The sequence below is a fragment of the Sphingopyxis sp. genome, from assembly GCF_050916055.1.
In the GTDB taxonomy this organism is placed as follows: domain Bacteria; phylum Pseudomonadota; class Alphaproteobacteria; order Sphingomonadales; family Sphingomonadaceae; genus Sphingopyxis.
In genome coordinates, this window is the sequence record NZ_CP051527.1 from 513323 (window position 1) to 531149 (window position 17827).

Here is a 17827-nt window from a genome sequence, read left to right on the forward strand (position 1 = left end):
CGGCCACTGTGCTTTGCTCGCATCGCGATGGCGGACGACACACCAAGATACCGGGCCTATGGCAGCCCCGCCGGCGGCTGGGGCGCCGCGGCGGCCACCGCAAAAGTGCTGCTCGAACAGAGCGTCGTCGCCAAGGGATCGCGCGCGCTGCTGGCGATGAACCAGCCCGGCGGCTTCAAATGCCCGAGCTGCGCCTTTCCCGACGCAGCGTGCACCAAGAAGCTCGAATTTTGCGAAAATGGCGCCAAGGCGCTCGCGCATGAGGCGACGAAGTTCCGCGTCACGCGCGAATTCTTCGCCCAGCACAGTGTGACCGAATTGATGGCGCAGTCGGACTATTGGCTCGAAATGCAGGGCCGGCTGGCCGAACCGATGCGCTACGACGCCGCGACCGACCATTATGTGCCGGTGAACTGGGACGATGCCTTCGCTTTGATCGGCGGTCATCTGCGCGCGCTCGATAACCCCGACCAAGCCGAATTCTACACTTCGGGGCGCACCGCGAACGAGACCGCGTTCCTCTATGCGATCTTCGTGCGCGAGTTCGGCACGAACAATTTCCCCGACTGTTCGAACATGTGTCACGAACCGACGAGCCGCGGCCTCCCGCATTCGATCGGGGTCGGCAAGGGCACCGTGATCCTGGGCGACTTCGAGCATGCGGAAGCGATCTTCCTGATCGGACATAACGCCGGGACCAACGCGCCGCGGATGATGACCCCGCTGGTCGAGGCGCGCAAACGCGGGGTGCCGATCGTCGCGGTCAACCCGATGCCCGAACGCGCGCTGATCAAATTCACCGAGCCGCAGGACATCGTCCAGATGGCGACCTTCGGCGCGACCGAGATCAGCAGCGAGTTCGTCCATATCCGGATCGGCGGCGACCTTGCGCTGCTGAAGGGCATGATGAAGGCGATGTTCGAGCGCGAGGCGGCGGGCGAGCGCGTGCTCGACCACGCCTTCATCGCCGAACACACGTCGGGTTTCGCGGCGCTGAAGGCCGATATCGAGGCGCAGGACTGGCCGGCGCTGGTCGCCGCGGCGGGGATCGACGAAGCGCAGATCCGCCGCTGCGCCGACATCTACATGCGCTCGAATGCGACGATCATCTGCTACGGCATGGGCATCACCCAGCATCAGCGCGGGTCCGAACTGGTTCAGCAGATCGCCAACCTGCTCCTGCTCAAGGGCAATATCGGCAAGCCCGGCGCGGGCATCTCGCCGATCCGTGGTCATTCAAATGTGCAGGGTGACCGCACCGTCGGTATCGACGAGAAACCGACGCAGGCATATCTCGACCGGGTGCGCGACGTCTTCGGCTTCGAGCCGCCGCGCGAAGACGGTCATCACACCGTCGAGTCGGTCGAGGCGATGCTGGCGGGCACCGCCAAGGTCTTCATCGGGCTCGGCGGCAATTTCGTCCGCGCGGTGCCCGATACCGGACGGTCCTACGCCGCGATGCGCCAGCTCGACCTGACCGTCGGCATCGCGACCAAGCTCAACCGCGGCCACCTCGTCCACGGCAAGGATGCGCTGATTCTGCCCGTCATCGCGCGCTCCGAACGCATCGAGACCGCGAAGGGCGAGCAGTTCGTGACGATCGAGGATTCGATGTCGAACGTCACCGCCTCGCGCGGCGTGCTCGAGCCAGCGAGCGAGCATCTGCGGACCGAAACAGAGATCGTCTGCCGCATCGCGATGGCGACGCTGCCGGACAGCAAGGTCGATTGGGCCAGCTATATCGACGACTACAGCCTGATCCGCGACAAGATCGCCGCAGTTTACCCCGCGATCTACGCCGGCTTTGCGGAGCGCATCGCGGCGCCGATGGGCTTCCATCTCGACATCCCGCCGCGCCGCCGCGTCTGGCCGACCCCGAACGGTAAGGCCAATTTCCTCGTGCTGCCGGGGCTGGCGGTCAACGCCCCGGTCGACGATCCCGACATGCTGCGCCTCGCCACCGTTCGCTCGCACGACCAGTTCAACACGACGATCTACAGCTACAACGACCGCTATCGCGGCGTGTACAACGACCGGATGGTGCTGTTCATGAATGCCGCCGACATTGCCGACCGCGGGCTGGCGGCGGGGGCAAAGGTCGCGCTCGAAACGATCGGCACCGATGGCATCGCGCGCCGCGTCGACGGGCTCACGATCCTCGACTATCCGATGTCGCGCGGCTCGGTCGCGGGCTATTATCCCGAACTCAACCCGCTGCTGCCGCTGGCGCTGTACGACAGGACCAGCGGCTGCCCGGCGGCGAAGTCGATCCCGGTGCGCGTCGTCGCCGCATGAAGCCGCGCGGGTCCGCCGCCCTCGGTCACCGCATTGCGCCGGCGCGCTTCCTGATCTTTGCCGCCGCGCTGGTGGTTGTGGGCGGCGGCGCGGCGGCGCTCGGCTGCGACCCGCGCGCGGCGCTGCTGATCGGCTTCGATGTCGCGGCCTTCGTCTTCCTCTGCTCGCTAGCGCCGCTGCTCAAGGCCGACCCCGAGCGGATGCGCCGCACCGCCGAACAGAATGACGCCAATCGCGCCGGGCTGCTCGCGATCACCGTGCTGCTGTCGCTCGTCATCCTGTTCGCGGTCGGGACGCTGATCGCCAGCCCCGGCACGCTCGACGGCGCAGAGATCGGGCTGATCGTCGCGACGCTCGCGCTCGCCTGGTTGTTCGCGAACATGGTGTTCACGCTCCACTATGCGCATCTTTATTATCTGCCGAAGGACGGCCGCGACCAGCGCGGGATCGAGGTGCCGGGGGCGCACGAGCCCGGTTACTGGGACTTCCTCTATTTCGCCTTCACGCTCGGCATGACCTTCCAGACCTCGGACGTCACGATCTCGGGCGCGCATGTGCGCCGCGTCGTGCTCGGCCATTGCATGGCGGCGTTCGTCTTCAACATGGGGATATTGGCGTTCACCGTGAACGCGATCGGCGGGTCATGACGTCGCCAGCCGGTCGAGGTCGGCGGTGCTGTTGACGTTCGGCAGCATGAATTCGCTCCGCACCGCCCGCGCCCCGATCCGCCGCGCATAGGCGCGCACCGCAAGGTCGCCGCCATCCTCCAGCATCGCCTTGAGCTCGTTCAGCGCCGCGACGGGCCACAGTCCGATCACCGGCTGCGTTTCCAGAAAGGCCGGCGCGGGTTCGAGCAGCGCGCGCAAGTCACCCGGCAGCCGCACGCAATCGACCGGCGCGGACAGCACCCGGTCAAAACCCGTGCCCGCCGCATGGGTCAGCGCCCCTGCAATTCCGCCAAGCGGTCCCAAGTCGGCGCGCGGCCAGTCGGCGATCTCGCCCCGGCCGACCACAACCACCGCATCGCAATGCGGCGCCAACGCCGCCAACGCATGGTCGAGCAGGCTTCGCCCATCGAGCATTGCCAGCGCCTTGTCCGACCCGAAGCGGCGCGATCGCCCGCCGGCGAGCACCGCGCCCAGCGTTTTCACGCGATCATCCCGTGCGGGTCGCTGACGACCAGCGCCGTATCGGCGCGCGCCAGCGCGACGAGGGTCAGCCCGGCATCGGCGGCGCGCGTCGCGGCAAGGCTGGTGGGGGCCGAGATGGTGACGAGCATCGGGCAGCCCGCGCGCACCGTCTTTTCGACGAGCTCGTAACTGCACCGCGCCGACAGCAGGATGAAGCCCGTTCGCGGATCGATCCCGGCGCGCGCCAGTGCGCCGATCAATTTGTCGAGCGCATTGTGCCGCCCGACATCTTCGCGCACGAGCCGGATCGCGCCAGCGGGCGAGCAGAAAGCGGCGGCGTGGACCGCCCCCGTCGCGCGGCCCAATGGCTGATGATCGCGCAGCGCCGCCAGCGCTGCGGCGATCGCGGTGCGGTCGGTGGCGATGCGCGCGGTGACCGGGGGGAGCGGCCGCAGCACCTCTTCGATATTCTCGATCCCGCACAGCCCGCAGCTGCTCTCGCTCACGCGCTTGCGCGCGCGTTCGAGCGCGAGCGCGTTACGCTCGGGCGCCAGCCACAGGCGCAGCGCCCAGCCGCCTTCGATGGCGTGGGTGTCGATCCGTGCGATCTGCCCCGCCCGCTCGACCAGACCCTCGCTCAGCGCAAAGCCGACCGCATAATCCTCCAGGTCGGAGGGGGTCGCCATCATCACCGCATAGCCGATGCCGCCGACCTCGACCGACACCGGCGCCTCGATCGCGACGCTGCGCATCAGCGCCGCATCGCCGGGTTCGGCGAGGCCGAGGCGGCGGACGGGAAGATCGATCATATCTTCATTCATGCCCGCACCGTAACGTGCCCGCGCCCGCTTGTCTCAACTGGCAAGGCCGAGCCGCTCGACAAGGAAATCGACGAACACCCGCACCCGCGCGGGGGTGTTCGCGCCGCCGGCGAACACCGCATGAATTGCTTCGACATCGCCGGGGTTATAGTCCTCCAATATCGGCACGACCTGTCCGCGCGCGATCTCGTCGGCGATGCTGAAGGCGCCAACGCGCGCGATGCCGACCCCGGCGGCGGCAAGCTGTCCCAGCGTCTCGCCATTGTTCGCCTCGATATTTCCCCGCACCGGCAGCGAATATTCGCGCGTCGCGTCGCGGAACGGCCAGGTCGGCTCGGCGCGGCGGAAATTGAAATTCAGGCAATTATGCGCGTGCAAATCCTCGGGCACTTTGGGCGTGCCATGCTGCGCCAGATAGGCGGGCGAGGCGATGATGACGCGGCGGCTCTCGCCCAGCTTGCGCGCGGTAAGCAGGCTATCGGCGAGCGGGCCAAAGCGGATCGCGACATCGGCCTGCCCCGCGGCGAGGTCGACCAGCCGGTCGGCGAGGCTGATGTCGACAAGGATATGCGGATGCAGGCGCACGAACTCGCCGAGCAATGGGACGATGCTGAGCCGCCCGTGCGCCTGTGCCGCGCTGACGCGCAGGCGGCCCCGCGGCGCACCCTGATCGGCGATGATCTGTTCGGCGTCGTCGAGATCGGCCAGGATACGGCGCGCGGCGCGCAGATAGGCCTCGCCCTCGGCGGTCAGCGTGAGGGCCCGGGTCGAACGCAGGAGCAGGCGGACGCCCAGTCGCGCCTCGATCCGGTCGATAGTGCGGCTGACCGCGGACGGCGTGAGGCCAAGGCAGCGGCCAGCGGCGGAAAAACTGCCCTCTGCCACCGCGACGGTGAAAATCTCCATCGCGCGCGCGCGGTCGCCGGTTCCAGCCATCTTTGCGTTCATTTCAAAAATCCTTCGCTTCCCGCGACGCTACTGCAACGATCATTGTTGGTCCACCTATGCCTTCAACGCGCAGTCGAAAGGGTGAATCATGGAATATCGTCAGCTGGGATCGTCGGGGCTTCGCGTTCCGGCCTTGAGTTTCGGAACCGGGACATTCGGCGGGCAAGGGCCGTTGTTCAGCGCCTGGGGCACAAGTGACGCCGCCGAGGCGCGCCGGCTGATCGACATCAGCCTCGACGCGGGGGTCACGCTGTTCGACACCGCCGACGTCTATTCGAACGGCGCGTCCGAAACGATTTTGGGCGAGGCGATCAAGGGCCGCCGCGACGCGGTACTGATTTCGACCAAGACCGGGCTGCCGATGGGCGACGGTCCGCAGGACTGGGGCGCCTCGCGCTCGCGCCTGATCCGCGCGGTGGAGGATGCTCTTCGGCGGCTCGGTACCGATCATATCGACCTGCTCCAGCTCCACGCCTTCGATGCATCGACCCCGGTCGACGAACTGATGGACACGCTCGCGACGCTGATCGCCGCGGGCAAGCTGCGCTACGCGGGGGTCTCCAACTATCCGGGGTGGCAATTGATGAAGGCGCAGGCCGCCGCCGACCGGCTCGGCAAACCGCGCTTCGTCGCGCATCAGGTCTATTATTCGCTGATCGGCCGCGCTTACGAGGCCGACCTTATGCCGCTCGCCGCCGATCAGGGTGTCGGCGCGCTCGTGTGGAGCCCGCTCGGTTGGGGTCGCCTCACCGGCAGGATCGGGCGGAACCGTCCGGTGCCAGCGGGCAGCCGCCTGCACGAAACCGAACAGTTCGCGCCGCCGGTGACCGACGAACTGCTCTATCGCGTGATCGACGCGCTCGAAGCGGTGGCGGCCGAAACCGGCAAGACGGTGCCGCAGGTCGCGATCAACTGGCTGCTCCGGCGCCCGACCGTGTCGTCGGTGATCATCGGCGCGCGAAATGAAGAGCAACTCAGGCAGAATCTCGGCGCGGTCGGCTGGGCGCTGACCGCCGAGCAAGTGGCGGCGCTCGACGCCGCGAGCGACGTGCTGCCGCCCTATCCGCACACGCCTTACCGGCAGCAGGCGGGTTTTGCCCGGCTGAACCCGCCGCTCGTCTGATCGGAAGAACCGACATGAAAATCAACTTTCCCCTCCTCGCGCTCGCGACGGGCGCCTTCGGTATCGGCATCACCGAATTCGCCCCGATGGGGCTGCTCCCCGACATGGCCGAGGGGCTGGGGGTTTCGATCCCCGCCGCCGGGCTGCTCGTCTCGGCCTATGCGCTCGGGGTGATGCTCGGCGCGCCGCTGATGACGCTCACCACCGCCCGGATGAACCGGCGCACCTTGCTGATCGGCCTGATGGCGATCTTCACGCTTGGCAATTTCCTCTCGGCGATCGCGGGCGATTACACGACGCTGATGGTCGCGCGCGTCATTACCTCGCTGAACCATGGCGCCTTTTTCGGTGTCGGATCGGTCGTTGCGGCCAGCCTTGTCGCGCCCGAAAAGCGCGCGAGCGCGGTCGCGGCGATGTTCATGGGGCTGACGCTCGCCAATGTCGTCGGCGTGCCGCTCGCGCCCTGGGTCGGCGAGACCTTCGGCTGGCGTACCGCGTTCGGCGCGATCGCGATCTGGGGCCTCATCACCATGGCTGCGCTGCGTTTCGCGCTGCCCGACATCCCGCGCGCCGAGGGCGGCAACATGCTCGCCGAACTCGGCGTGCTGAAGCGCCGCGAAGTGCTCGTCGCGCTCGCGCTCACCGCGATCGGTTCGGCGGCGATGTTCACCATCTTCACCTATATCGCGCCGATCCTGACCGAAGCGACGGGGGCAGGGACCTTGTTCGTCACCGCGATGCTGGTGATCTATGGCCTCGGCCTGACCGCAGGCAACTGGCTCGGCGGCATCTTCGCCGACCGCTCGATCGACCGGACGCTGATCGTCTCGCTCATCGGGCTCGCGGCGATGCTCCTGCTGTTCGCGGTGACGATGTACTCGCCCATTGCCGCGGCGGTCACGATCTTCCTGTGGGGCGTCGCGACCTTTGCCATCGTCCCGCCGCTCCAGATGCGCGTGATGGAGGCGGCGTCGGATGCGCCCAATCTGGCCTCGGCGGTCAATATCGGCGCCTTCAACCTTGGCAATGCGGTCGGCGCCGCCGTCGGGGGCGGGGTGATCGGCCTCGGGCTCGGCTATCCGGCGGTGTCGGTCGCGGGGGCGGTGATGGCGCTCGCCGGGCTTGCGATCGTGTTCGCAACGCGGGCGCGGCCCGCCCCGTCGCTCGCGCAAGCCTGACGTTTGCCATTTGCGCTGCGTGGCCTATGCAATCGGAGCATGAAAACGCCGATTCTCGCCGTCCTCACCGGCCACGCGCGCCCTTTCCGCGGCGACGAGCCGAGCGCGATCGGCAAGTTGCCGGTGGCCGATGCGGTCGCGGTCGGCGCGATGGGGCTTGCCGGCGACGAGCAGGCCGACCGCACCGTCCATGGGGGGATCGACAAGGCGATCCACCATTATCCCGCCGATCATTATGACTGGTGGCGCGCGCAGATGGGCGATGTCCCGTTGCTCGCTGCCGCAGGTGCGTTCGGGGAGAATATCTCGACCTTGGGTCTTGACGAACGGACGGTCTGCCTCGGCGACCGCTTCCGCCTCGGCACCGCGCTGGTCGAAGTCAGCCAGGCGCGCCAGCCGTGCTGGAAGCTCGACCATCGCTTCGCGGCGAAAGGGGTGATGGCCAAGGTCGTGACGAGCCGGCGGACGGGCTGGTATTACCGCGTGCTCGAACCCGGCGCGGTGCGCGCGGGCGATGCGCTCGACCTCGTCGATCGGCCCTGGTCGGACTGGCCGCTCGCCTCGCTGTTCGGCCTATTGATCGGCGGCGAGGCCAAGGATCGCCCGGCCGACCTCCGCGTCCTGCGCGACGTTCCGGTTCTCGCCGAAAGCTGGAAGCTGCGCCGTGCCAAGCTCGCCGAACAATATGGCGCCGATTAGGCGGTCGTCGCAAAGCGCCTCGGCGGTACCCCGACGTGGCGCGCAAAGGCGGTGCTGAACGCGCTCGCCGATCCATAGCCGACCTGGCTTGCAATCTCGTCGATCTTGCCCGCCTTGCGGCGCAGTAAATCCTTCGCCAGGCTCATGCGCCAGCTTTGCAGATATTCCATCGGCGGCACCCCGACAGTGCGCGCGAAGCGATCGAAAAAGGCCGACCGCGACAACGCCGCCTCCTTCGCCAGAGCGGCGACGGTCCACGGATGCGCGGGCTGCCCGTGAATCTGCCGGATCGCCGCCGCGAGCCGCGGATCGCCAAGGCCGCGCAGCAGCCCCGGCGGCGCATTGTCGCCCTCGACCGAACGCAGCGCCTCGACGATCAATATCTCGACCAGCCGCGACAGGATCAGGTCGCATCCCGGCCGCTCCGCGCCCGCTTCCTCGCGCACCAGCCGCACCAGCGTCGCCAGCCTTTCGGCGCCGCGCAAATGGATCAGCGCGGGAAGCTGCGACACGAGCAGCGCGGCGTCGGGCGAATCGAACATGAAATAGCCGCCGAGCATCCGCACATCGGCGTCGCCCTCCTGCCGCCCGTGGCGGACCTCGCCGGCCAGGCCCGCGATGGCGTGCGGATCGATGACGACCGGGTCGGCGGGCTCGAAGCCCGACATGGCGAAGCCGGGGGTCGCGGGCAGCAGCACGAAATCGCCCGCCGCGATCGTGACCGCCTCCGCGCCGTCGACCGCGAGCCGGCAGCGTCCCTCGATCACCGTGCAGAAGCCGGGATGACCAAAATCGCCATAGCGCACCGCCCAGCCGCCGGCGCCGCTGATCGCCTTGGCAAAAACGGTGCGCGGGCGGAGCAGCGTGATGAGGTCGGACAAAGGATCGGGCATATCTGGACTATCTATAACCAATTACGGACTTAAGATTATAGATCGTCCGACAGCGTGTGACTAGACGCTTTCCATCACTTGCGAAAGGACAGTATTTTGAAAACCATCCTCATCACCGGCAGCTCGTCGGGCTACGGCCTTGCCACCGCGCGCCATTTCCACGCCCAGGGCTGGAACGTCGTGGCCAGCATGCGCAACCCCGCCGCCGCCCCTTTTACGGCGTCCGACCGCCTGCATGCGCTCGCGCTCGATGTCACCGACCCCGACAGCATCGCGCGCGCGGTCGAGCAGGCCGGGCCGATCGACGTGCTCGTCAACAATGCCGGGATCGGCCTGTTCGGCGCGCTCGAACATTCGCCGATGCAAAAGATCCGCGCCGTGTATGAAACCAACACGCTGGGCACCATCGCGATGACCCAGGCGGTGATCCCGCAGATGCGCGCACGCGGTTCGGGCACGATCGTCAACGTCACCTCGTCGGCGACGCTCGCGTCCTTCCCGCTCGCCGCCGCCTACACCGGCAGCAAGACCGCAATCCAGGGCTTCACCGGCAGCCTCGTGCACGAGCTCGCCCCGCTCGGCATCGCGGTAAGGCTGGTCGAACCCGGCTACGGTCCGACGACGGCGTTTGCGCAGAACACCGAAATCCGCCTCGAGGATGTGCTGCCCGAACCCTATTGGGCCTACGCGCAGCCGATCCTCGCCGGCATGGCCGAACCGGCGCTGGTCACCACGGAGGCCGACGTCGCCGCGGCGGTGTGGCAAGCGGTGCACGACGAAACTGGCCGATCGCATTTCCCCGCGGGCGCCGATGCCGTGGCGATTGCGCAGCGAGCTTAGCCTCGCGCACGCCAGGCTCCCTTTTTCCGTTCGTGCTGAGCTTGTCGAAGCACCGTTCTTTCTTGAACGTTCAGAGAAGAACGGCACTTCGACAAGCTTAGGGCGAACGGTTCAAGCCTGTTTTTTGTCTTCCAGCCAAACCGCCAGCCGCGCGACCTCGTCGACGGTAAAGCGCAGCCCCAGCTTGGTCCGCCGCCACAAAATATCGTCGGCAGTCCGCGCCCATTCCTGATCGACCAGCCACGCCGCCTCGGCGGCGCTCAGGCCATGCGCGATCTCACCGCCGAGCGCGTCCCAGCCATCGGCATCGCCCAGCCATTCGCGAACATCGGTGCCATAGGCCCGGACGATGCGATCGACCGTCGCGGCGGTCAGGAAGGGATGAGCGAGCTTGATTTCGGCCTTGAGCGCCGCTGCCCCGCTCGTCGGAAAATCGCCGCCCGGCAGCGCCGCCTTCGCGGTCCAGCGCTTGCCCGACAGCGCCGGCACATGGCGCGCCAGCGCATCGACCGCTTCCTCGGCGACATGGCGGTAACTGGTGATCTTGCCGCCATAAACGGTGAGCAGCGGCGCGCCTTCGCCCAGGTCGAGGTCGATGCGGTAACCGCGCGTCGCCGCTTCGGGACGACCCGATCCATCCTCGACCAGCGGCCGCACGCCCGAATAGGTCCACACGACGTCGGCGGGGGTCACGGCCGTACGGAAATATTCGCTCGCCCCGGCGCACAGATAGGCGATCTCTTCGGCGCTCGCCCGCACCTCGGTCAGCGCGCCGTCATGGTCGACGTCGGTCGTGCCGATCAGCGTGAAATCATGCTCATAGGGGATGGCAAAGAAAATGCGCCCGTCGGGGAGCTGGAAGAAATAGGCGTAATCATGCGCGAACAGCGCCGGAACGACGATATGCGACCCGCGCACCAGCCGCATCCTGTGGTCGGGCTCGGCGTCGGCGCGGCGGAGCAGGTCGAGCACCGCCGGTCCCGCGGCGTTGACGACGCTGCGTCCGGTAAAACGATAGCTTTGCCCGCTGTCGCCGCGCGCCTCGACGATCCACAGCCCATCCTCGCAGCGCAGCATCTCGGCGCGCGTGCGCGTCCGCACCTTGGCGCCGCGGTCGGCGGCATCGCGCGCGTTGAGCACGACCAGCCGCGCATCGTCGACCCAGCCGTCCGAATATTCGAAGCCGTTCACATATTGCGGCTGGAGCGGCCCGCCCGCGTCGTGGCGGCGCAGGTCGACGCTGCGCGTCGCCGGCAGCTTCCGGCGCCCGCCGATATGGTCATAGAGGAACAGGCCGAGCCGGAGCAGCCAGCGCGGGCGCAGCCCGTCGCGATACGGCAGGACGAAACGCATCGGACGGATGATGTGCGGCGCGATGCCCCACAATATCTCGCGCTCCTTCAGCGCCTCGCGCACCAGGCCGAATTCATAATGTTCCAGGTAGCGGAGGCCCCCGTGGATCAGCTTGGTCGACGCCGACGACGTGCCCTGCGCCAAGTCGCCCGCCTCGACCAGCAACACCCGCGCGCCGCGCCCCGCGGCGTCGCGCGCGATCCCGGCGCCATTGACCCCGCCGCCGATCACGATCACGTCATAGGGAGGAGCGGGGTCGGTCATCGCGAGGCTCTTAATGGCGTTTGACCGCTATTTCCATATGGCACGGTGCGATCGGGGAAAGGGTCGGCTTACGTATGCGCGTTGCAATCGGCCCGCGCCTCCGCCATTTCCGTTGGCGGATATCCAAGGGGACAGTGCGTGAGCGTCAAAGTCGAGACATTGGTGCTGTTCGGCGCGACCGGCGACCTTGCCCAGCGCATGCTCTTTCCCTCGCTCTACAATCTCCACCTCGATGGGCTGCTCGCCGACACGCTGACGATCATCGGATCGGGACGTTCGAAGCTGGATCAGGCCGCGTTTCACGCGCAGGTGCGCGCTGCGCTGGGCGAACATCTGCCCGAGGAGCGGATCGAGGCGGGGGCGGTCGACGCCTTTCTCGCGCGCATCGACTATTGCGCGATCGATGCCGGCGCCGGCACCGGCTACGACGCGCTTGCGGCACAGCTCGGCGACCGGATGCAGCGCCCGATCGGCGTCTATCTTTCGACCCCCCCGTCGATGTTCGGTCCGATCGCCGAGGGGCTGAACGCCGCCGGCATCGCGTGCGCCGACTGCCGCATCGCGATGGAAAAGCCGATCGGCCACGATCTCGCCTCGTCGCGCGAGGTCAACGACCAGGTCGGCAGCGCCTTTGCCGAGGAGCGCGTGTTCCGCATCGACCATTATCTCGGCAAGGAAACGGTCCAGAACCTGCTCGCGCTGCGCTTTGCCAACATGCTGTTCGAACCTTTGTGGAACGCGCAGGCGATCGATCACGTCCAGATCACCGTCGCCGAGACCGTCGGGCTCGAAGGACGCGTCTCCTATTATGACGGCGTCGGCGCGCTGAAGGATATGGTCCAGAACCATATGCTGCAACTGCTCGCGATCATCGCGATGGAGCCGCCGGCCAGCGTCTCGTCGACTGCGGTGCGCGACGAAAAGGTCAAGCTGCTCCGCAGCCTGCGCCGCATGAAGGCCGAAGACGTGAAGGCCTGCAGCGTCAAAGGCCAATATGGCAACGGTGCGGTGAACGGCGGCGCGGTCACCGGTTATGCCGACGAACTCGGCCAGCCGTCGAACACCGAAACCTTCGTCGCGATCAAGGCCTTCATCGACAATTGGCGCTGGAAGGGGGTGCCCTTTTACCTGCGCACCGGCAAACGGATGCCCGAGCGCAAGTCGGAAGTGCTGATCCAGTTCAAGCCGGTGCCGCACAACATCTTCGCCCGCGTCGGCGCCGGCAAGCTCGATGCCAACAGCATGATCATCAACCTGCAGCCCGAAGAGAATATCCGGGTCAAGGTGATGGCGAAGCAGCCCGGGCTCGACCGCGACGGGGTGAAGCTGAAAGAAGTGACGATGGACGTCTCGCTCTCGCACAGCTTCGCCGGCGAGCGGCGGCGGATCGCCTATGAACGCCTGCTGCTCGATTTCATCGAGGGCGACCAGACGCTGTTCGTCCGCCGCGACGAGGTCGAGGCGCAGTGGCAGTGGATCGATTCGATCCGCGACGCCTGGGCCGCGGTCGAGATGGCGCCGCAGGCCTACACGGCGGGAAGCTGGGGCCCGAGTTCGTCGATCGCGCTGATCGAACGCGACGGGGCGAGCTGGCATGATTGAGCAGACAAATCCCCTCTCCCCTTGCGGGAGAGGGTTGCGCAGACTTGGCAGCTTGCTGCCTAGTCGAAGCTGGGTGAGGGGTTGTGGTCCGCAGGACCGCGCGAGCCTCTGGCTCGCAACCCCTCATCCAACTTCGCCTAACGCCTCCGGCGTAAGGCTTCGTATCCTTCTCCCGCAAGGGGAGAAGGGAAGAGGTACAGCATGACCCCGCTCCACCCCACCATCGCTGCGGTCACCGACCGCATCATCGCCCGCAGCAAACCCCGCCGCGCCGCCTATCTCGATCTCATGGACCGCCAGCGCGATGCCGGCACCAACCGCGGCAGCCTGTCGTGCGGCAACCTCGCGCACGGCTTTGCCGCGGCGGGCGAGGACAAGCCGGCGATCCGCTCGGGCGGCGAGATGAACATCGGCATCGTCACCAGTTACAACGACATGCTCTCGGCGCATCAGCCCTACGGGCGCTACCCCGAACAGATCAAACTCTTCGCGCGCGAGGTCGGCGCGACGGCGCAGGTGGCGGGCGGCGTCCCGGCGATGTGCGACGGGGTGACGCAGGGGCAGGCGGGCATGGACCTGTCGCTGTTCAGCCGCGACAATATCGCGCAGGGCACCGTCATCGCGCTCAGCCACGCGATGTTCGAAAGCGTGTTGCTGCTCGGCATCTGCGACAAGATCGTCCCCGGCCTGCTCATCGGCGCGCTGCGCTTCGGTCATCTGCCGCAAATCCTGATCCCTGCCGGCCCGATGCCCTCGGGCCTCGCGAACAAGGAAAAGCAGCGCGTCCGGCAGCTCTATGCGGAAGGAAAAGCGACCCGCGACGAACTGCTCGAAGCCGAGGCGGCGAGCTATCATGGCGCAGGCACCTGCACCTTCTACGGCACCGCGAACAGCAATCAGATGATGATGGAATTGATGGGGCTGCACATCCCCGGCAGCGCCTTCACCAACCCCGGCACGAAACTACGTCAGGAGCTTACCCGCGCCGCGACCCACCGCGTCGCTGCGATCGGCTGGGATGGCGGCGATTACCGCCCGCTGGCGCGCTGCGTCGATGAAAAGGCGATCGTCAACGCCGCGATCGGCCTGCTCGCCACCGGCGGCTCGACCAACCACGCGATCCACCTGCCCGCGATCGCCCGCGCCGCCGGGATCGTCATCGACTGGCAGGATTTCGACGAACTCAGCCATGCGGTGCCGTTGCTGGCGCGGGTCTATCCGAACGGCGCGGGCGACGTGAACCATTTTCACGCTGCGGGCGGCATCGGTTATGTCGTCAAGGAACTGCTCGGCGCCGGATTGCTGCACGGCGATGTGCTCACCGTGGGCGGAACGATGGCCGACTATGCCGCCGAGCCGGCGCTGATCGAGGACCGGCTGCAATGGCAACCCGCCCCCGCAACAAGCCGCGACGACACGATGCTGCGCCCCGTCGCCGCGCCCTTTTCGCCCGACGGCGGCATGCGCCTGCTCGCCGGCAATCTCGGCCGCGCGATCATCAAGACCAGCGCGGTCGCCGAGGATCGCTGGACGATCGAGGCGCCGTGCCGGATCTTCGACGACCAGAACCAGGTGCTGACCGCGTTCAAGGCGGGCGAGCTGGAACGCGACGTCATCGTCGTCGTCCGTTTCCAGGGTCCGCGCGCCAACGGCATGCCCGAACTCCACAAGCTGACCCCGGCATTGGGCGTGCTGCAGGACAAGGGGTTCCGCGTCGCGCTGCTCACCGATGGCCGCATGTCGGGCGCCAGCGGCAAGGTGCCCGCGGTGATCCACCTCTCGCCCGAAGCCTTGCCCGGCACCGACGGCGTGAGCGGCCCGCTGGCCTATTTGCAGGACGGTGACGTGGTGCGCGTGTGCGCGGTGACCGGCGAAGTCGTCGCGCTCGTCGATCCGGCAGACTGGGCGGCGCGCACCCCAGCCATCGCGCCGCCGCCCGCGCTCGGCGTCGGCCGCGAATTGTTCGCGCTGTTCCGCCATCACGCCGACGAAGCCGAAAAGGGCGGGTCGGCGGTGTTGGCGGCGATGGAGGCGGTTACAGGCTAACCCTTTGTCCGTTCGTGCTGAGCTTGTCGAAGCACCGTCCTTTTCTTGGCGACGATTGAAAGAAAGAACGGCCCTTCGACAAGCTCAGGGCGAACGGAGTTCAGATTTTCGAACGGAGTTTTTATGACCGACCAATCCATCGATCAGATCATGGCGCTAGCCCCCGTCATCCCGGTGATCGTCATCGACCGGGTCGAGGATGCGGTGCCGATGGCCGAGGCGCTCGTCGCCGGCGGACTGACGGTCCTCGAAGTCACCCTCCGCACCCCCGCCGCGCTCGACGCGATCACTGCGATGAAATCGGTGAAGGGCGCGGTCGTCGGCGCGGGTACGGTGCTCGATCCCGCGATGCTGGCGGGCGCCATTCATGCCGGCGCCGAATTCATCGTTTCGCCGGGTCTTACCGACAATCTGGGCAAGGCCGCGGTCGCCAGCGGCATTCCCTTCCTGCCCGGCACCGCCAACGCCGGCGACATCATGCGCGGCATGGACCTCGGCCTCGACCGCTTCAAATTCTTCCCAGCGGCGACGAGCGGCGGCATCCCGGCGCTGAAGGCGCTCGCGGGGCCTTTCGGCCAGGCGCGTTTCTGCCCCACCGGCGGCATCAGCCTTGCGACCGCGCCCGACTGGCTCGCGCTCGAAGCAGTGCTCTGCGTCGGCGGCAGCTGGGTCGTCCCGTCGGGGCCGCTCGACCCAGCCCTTATCGAGGCATTGGCGCGCGAGGCGGCGGCGCTCAAATCCTGATCGTCATCCCAGCGAAAGCCGGGATCGCTGTCGGTCTTTTCCGTCGTCGCCGCGTAAACCACCGGCCGCCCCAGCTTTCGCTGGGACGACGAACGGTCGCATTGATTAACCCCATCTTACCTGTCATCGTGCAGGGACAAGCGGCAATATAGCCGTTGGTGGGGAGACAGGCGTGCCGAGACCGCAGCCGCATCTGGAAGAAGTTCTTAGCTCCGAACCGGGGCCGCATATCGCCGCACTGTTCGATTTCGACGGCACGATCATCTCGGGCTATTCGGCCACCGCGATGCTGCGCGAGAAATTCCAGCGCCGCGAAATGTCGGTCGAGGAAATCGCCGAGACCGCGAACGTTCTCGCCCAGCACAGCCTCGGCAGCATCGGCTTTTCGGGACTGATGTCGGGCGCCGCCAAATTCATGAAAGGGGTCGAGGAACAGAGCTTCATCGACTTCGGCGAAGAACTCTACCGGAAACATATCGCGCGCAAGATCTACCCCGAAACCCGCGCGATCATCGAGGCGCATCAGGCGAAGGGGCACCGCGTCGCGATCATCTCGTCGGCGACGATCTATCAGATCGAACCGACCGCGCGCGACCTCGGGATTACCGACATCAAATGTTCGGCCTATGAGATCGAGGATGGGGTGTTCACCGGCGACATCATCCGCCCCTTGTGCTTCGGCGAGGGCAAGGTGCTCGCCGCCGAGGAACTCGCCGCCGAATATGGCCTCGATCTCGACAACAGCTTTTTCTATTCGGACAGCGACGACGACATCGAACTGCTCGACCGCGTCGGCAAACCGCGCCCGCTCAACCCGAACATGAAATTAAAGGCCATCGCCGACGAACGCGGCTGGCCGGTGCAGCGCTTTGCGAGCCGCGGCACCCCGAGCTGGATCGATTACAGCCGCACCATCTATGCCACCGGCTCGCTCGTCGGCGCCTTTGCTGCGGGCCTGCCGATCTGGGCGCTGACGCGCTCGCAGCGCGAGGCGGCGAATTTTTCGATCGGCCTGTTCGGCGACTTCGCGACCGCGATCACCGGCGTCGAGCTCGAAGTCGAGGACGAAAAGCATCTCTGGTCGTCGCGCCCCTGCGTCTTCATCTTCAACCACCAGAGCAAGGCGGACGTGATGATCCTCGCCAAGCTCATCCGCCGCGACATGGGCGGGGTGGGCAAGAAAGAGATCAAAAACATCCCGATTCTCGGCAAGCTGATGGAATGGGGCGGCACCGTCTTCGTCGACCGCGCCGACGGCAAGAGCGCGATCAAGGCGATGGAGCCGCTGGTCGCGGCGATCCGCGAAGAGGGCAAGTCAATCTGCATCTCGCCCGAAGGCACGCGCAGCCTGACTCCGAAGCTCGAACCGTTCAAAAAGGGTGCGTTCCATCTGGCGATGCAGGCGGGGGTGCCGATCGTCCCGATCGTGATCCACAATGCGACCGACGTCGCGCCGAAGAACGAATTCGTGATGCGCCCCGCGACGGTGCGCGTCACCGTGCTGCCGCCGGTCGATACGTCGAAGTGGAGCGCGCGGACGATGGGCAGTCATGTTCGCGACGTGCGCAACATGTTCCTGCGTACGCTCGGCCAGCCCGAAGAGAGCGTTGCAGAATCGGTCGCGAAAGAGCCTGCGCCAGAAGCTGCTGCCCCCGAGGTGAAGGCCGAAAAAGCCAAGCCCAAGAAGGCGGCTGCAAAGAAGCCCGCCGCGAAGAAACCGGCAAAAAAGCCTTCGAGCAAATGACGACTATCACCCGACATCTGCTTCCCGTTCGTGTCGAGCGAAGTCGAGACACCCGGCGGGAAAGCGCCATGCCGACGGGCATCTCGACTTCGCTCGATGCGAACGGAATTAGGGGACATGCTCCCCTTCTTTCCAACGTGGCGGGGC

Annotated in this window: 15 protein-coding genes; 10 read left to right on the forward strand and 5 right to left on the reverse strand. The window is 66.8% G+C overall.

Annotated features, from left to right (window positions below):
* Positions 1-27: 27 nt before the first annotated feature.
* Positions 28-2295, forward strand: a complete 2268-nt coding sequence (locus HEQ22_RS02470) for an FdhF/YdeP family oxidoreductase (RefSeq protein WP_432769619.1) — start codon at positions 28-30, stop codon at positions 2293-2295.
* Positions 2292-2942, forward strand: a complete 651-nt coding sequence (locus HEQ22_RS02475; protein ID WP_432769620.1) for a DUF1345 domain-containing protein — start codon at positions 2292-2294, stop codon at positions 2940-2942. Before HEQ22_RS02470 ends, HEQ22_RS02475 begins: the two co-directional genes overlap by 4 nt.
* Here the strand turns inward: HEQ22_RS02475 and mobA are convergent.
* From mobA to HEQ22_RS02490, 3 genes are read right to left on the reverse strand one after another with little or no spacing between them, the layout of a single operon-like run.
* Entirely contained in the window at positions 2937-3446 is a 510-nt protein-coding gene (gene mobA / locus HEQ22_RS02480) for a molybdenum cofactor guanylyltransferase (protein ID WP_432769621.1), read from the reverse strand. The genes HEQ22_RS02475 and mobA overlap by 6 nt on opposite strands.
* Positions 3443-4234, reverse strand: coding sequence for a formate dehydrogenase accessory sulfurtransferase FdhD (fdhD, locus tag HEQ22_RS02485; RefSeq protein WP_432769622.1), 792 nt, complete (start codon positions 4232-4234; stop codon positions 3443-3445). The genes mobA and fdhD overlap by 4 nt, the downstream gene beginning before the upstream one ends.
* A 45-nt stretch (positions 4235-4279) precedes the next feature.
* Entirely contained in the window at positions 4280-5194 is a 915-nt protein-coding gene (locus tag HEQ22_RS02490) for a LysR family transcriptional regulator (RefSeq protein WP_432769623.1), read from the reverse strand.
* 88 nt (positions 5195-5282) lie between these two features.
* On the opposite strand from HEQ22_RS02490, the gene HEQ22_RS02495 reads away from it, so the two are divergent.
* The 3 genes from HEQ22_RS02495 to HEQ22_RS02505 are packed head-to-tail and all read left to right on the forward strand — an operon-like array spanning position 5283 to position 8194.
* Positions 5283-6317, forward strand: a complete 1035-nt coding sequence (locus HEQ22_RS02495) for an aldo/keto reductase (RefSeq protein ID WP_432769624.1) — start codon at positions 5283-5285, stop codon at positions 6315-6317.
* A gap of 14 nt (positions 6318-6331) precedes the next feature.
* Positions 6332-7495, forward strand: coding sequence for an MFS transporter (locus HEQ22_RS02500; protein WP_432769625.1), 1164 nt, complete (start codon positions 6332-6334; stop codon positions 7493-7495).
* 39 nt (positions 7496-7534) lie between these two features.
* On the forward strand, positions 7535-8194 hold the full coding sequence (locus HEQ22_RS02505; protein WP_432769626.1) for an MOSC domain-containing protein: 660 nt from the start codon (positions 7535-7537) through the stop codon (positions 8192-8194).
* Here the strand turns inward: HEQ22_RS02505 and HEQ22_RS02510 are convergent.
* Complete coding sequence (locus HEQ22_RS02510; RefSeq protein ID WP_432769627.1) at positions 8191-9087, reverse strand: AraC family transcriptional regulator; 897 nt, start codon at positions 9085-9087, stop codon at positions 8191-8193. The two genes, HEQ22_RS02505 and HEQ22_RS02510, sit on opposite strands and share 4 nt — an antisense overlap.
* A 96-nt stretch (positions 9088-9183) precedes the next feature.
* On the opposite strand from HEQ22_RS02510, the gene HEQ22_RS02515 reads away from it, so the two are divergent.
* Positions 9184-9927: an SDR family oxidoreductase gene (locus HEQ22_RS02515; protein ID WP_432769628.1), complete on the forward strand. Its 744-nt coding sequence runs from the start codon at positions 9184-9186 to the stop codon at positions 9925-9927.
* A 111-nt stretch (positions 9928-10038) separates the two neighbouring features.
* Here the strand turns inward: HEQ22_RS02515 and glpD are convergent, their stop codons facing one another.
* Positions 10039-11544, reverse strand: a complete 1506-nt coding sequence (gene glpD / locus HEQ22_RS02520; RefSeq protein WP_432769629.1) for a glycerol-3-phosphate dehydrogenase — start codon at positions 11542-11544, stop codon at positions 10039-10041.
* A gap of 198 nt (positions 11545-11742) precedes the next feature.
* On the opposite strand from glpD, the gene zwf reads away from it, so the two are divergent.
* The 4 genes from zwf to HEQ22_RS02540 all read left to right on the forward strand — a co-directional run bounded on the left by zwf (position 11743) and on the right by HEQ22_RS02540 (position 17680).
* Positions 11743-13146 (forward strand): glucose-6-phosphate dehydrogenase, encoded by a 1404-nt coding sequence (zwf, locus tag HEQ22_RS02525; protein ID WP_432770926.1) that lies wholly within the window; start codon positions 11743-11745, stop codon positions 13144-13146.
* Between the two features lie 201 nt (positions 13147-13347).
* Entirely contained in the window at positions 13348-15192 is a 1845-nt protein-coding gene (edd, locus tag HEQ22_RS02530) for a phosphogluconate dehydratase (protein WP_432769630.1), read from the forward strand.
* A gap of 123 nt (positions 15193-15315) precedes the next feature.
* Positions 15316-15936: a bifunctional 4-hydroxy-2-oxoglutarate aldolase/2-dehydro-3-deoxy-phosphogluconate aldolase gene (gene eda, locus HEQ22_RS02535; RefSeq protein ID WP_432769631.1), complete on the forward strand. Its 621-nt coding sequence runs from the start codon at positions 15316-15318 to the stop codon at positions 15934-15936.
* Positions 15937-16108: 172 nt separating this feature from the next.
* Positions 16109-17680 (forward strand): HAD-IB family hydrolase, encoded by a 1572-nt coding sequence (locus HEQ22_RS02540; protein WP_432769632.1) that lies wholly within the window; start codon positions 16109-16111, stop codon positions 17678-17680.
* Positions 17681-17827 lie beyond the last annotated feature (147 nt).

What these genes read in the sequence shown, in the direction of transcription:
- HEQ22_RS02470 (WP_432769619.1), top strand. Translation starts at nt 28, where the DNA reads ATGGCGGACGACACACCAAGATACCGGGCCTATGGCAGCCCCGCCGGC.
- HEQ22_RS02475 (WP_432769620.1), top strand. Translation starts at nt 2,292, where the DNA reads ATGAAGCCGCGCGGGTCCGCCGCCCTCGGTCACCGCATTGCGCCGGCG.
- fdhD (WP_432769622.1), bottom strand. Translation starts at nt 4,234, where the DNA reads ATGATCGATCTTCCCGTCCGCCGCCTCGGCCTCGCCGAACCCGGCGAT.
- HEQ22_RS02490 (WP_432769623.1), bottom strand. Translation starts at nt 5,194, where the DNA reads ATGAACGCAAAGATGGCTGGAACCGGCGACCGCGCGCGCGCGATGGAG.
- HEQ22_RS02495 (WP_432769624.1), top strand. Translation starts at nt 5,283, where the DNA reads ATGGAATATCGTCAGCTGGGATCGTCGGGGCTTCGCGTTCCGGCCTTG.
- HEQ22_RS02500 (WP_432769625.1), top strand. Translation starts at nt 6,332, where the DNA reads ATGAAAATCAACTTTCCCCTCCTCGCGCTCGCGACGGGCGCCTTCGGT.
- HEQ22_RS02505 (WP_432769626.1), top strand. Translation starts at nt 7,535, where the DNA reads ATGAAAACGCCGATTCTCGCCGTCCTCACCGGCCACGCGCGCCCTTTC.
- HEQ22_RS02510 (WP_432769627.1), bottom strand. Translation starts at nt 9,087, where the DNA reads ATGCCCGATCCTTTGTCCGACCTCATCACGCTGCTCCGCCCGCGCACC.
- glpD (WP_432769629.1), bottom strand. Translation starts at nt 11,544, where the DNA reads ATGACCGACCCCGCTCCTCCCTATGACGTGATCGTGATCGGCGGCGGG.
- zwf (WP_432770926.1), top strand. Translation starts at nt 11,743, where the DNA reads ATGCTCTTTCCCTCGCTCTACAATCTCCACCTCGATGGGCTGCTCGCC.
- edd (WP_432769630.1), top strand. Translation starts at nt 13,348, where the DNA reads ATGACCCCGCTCCACCCCACCATCGCTGCGGTCACCGACCGCATCATC.
- eda (WP_432769631.1), top strand. Translation starts at nt 15,316, where the DNA reads ATGACCGACCAATCCATCGATCAGATCATGGCGCTAGCCCCCGTCATC.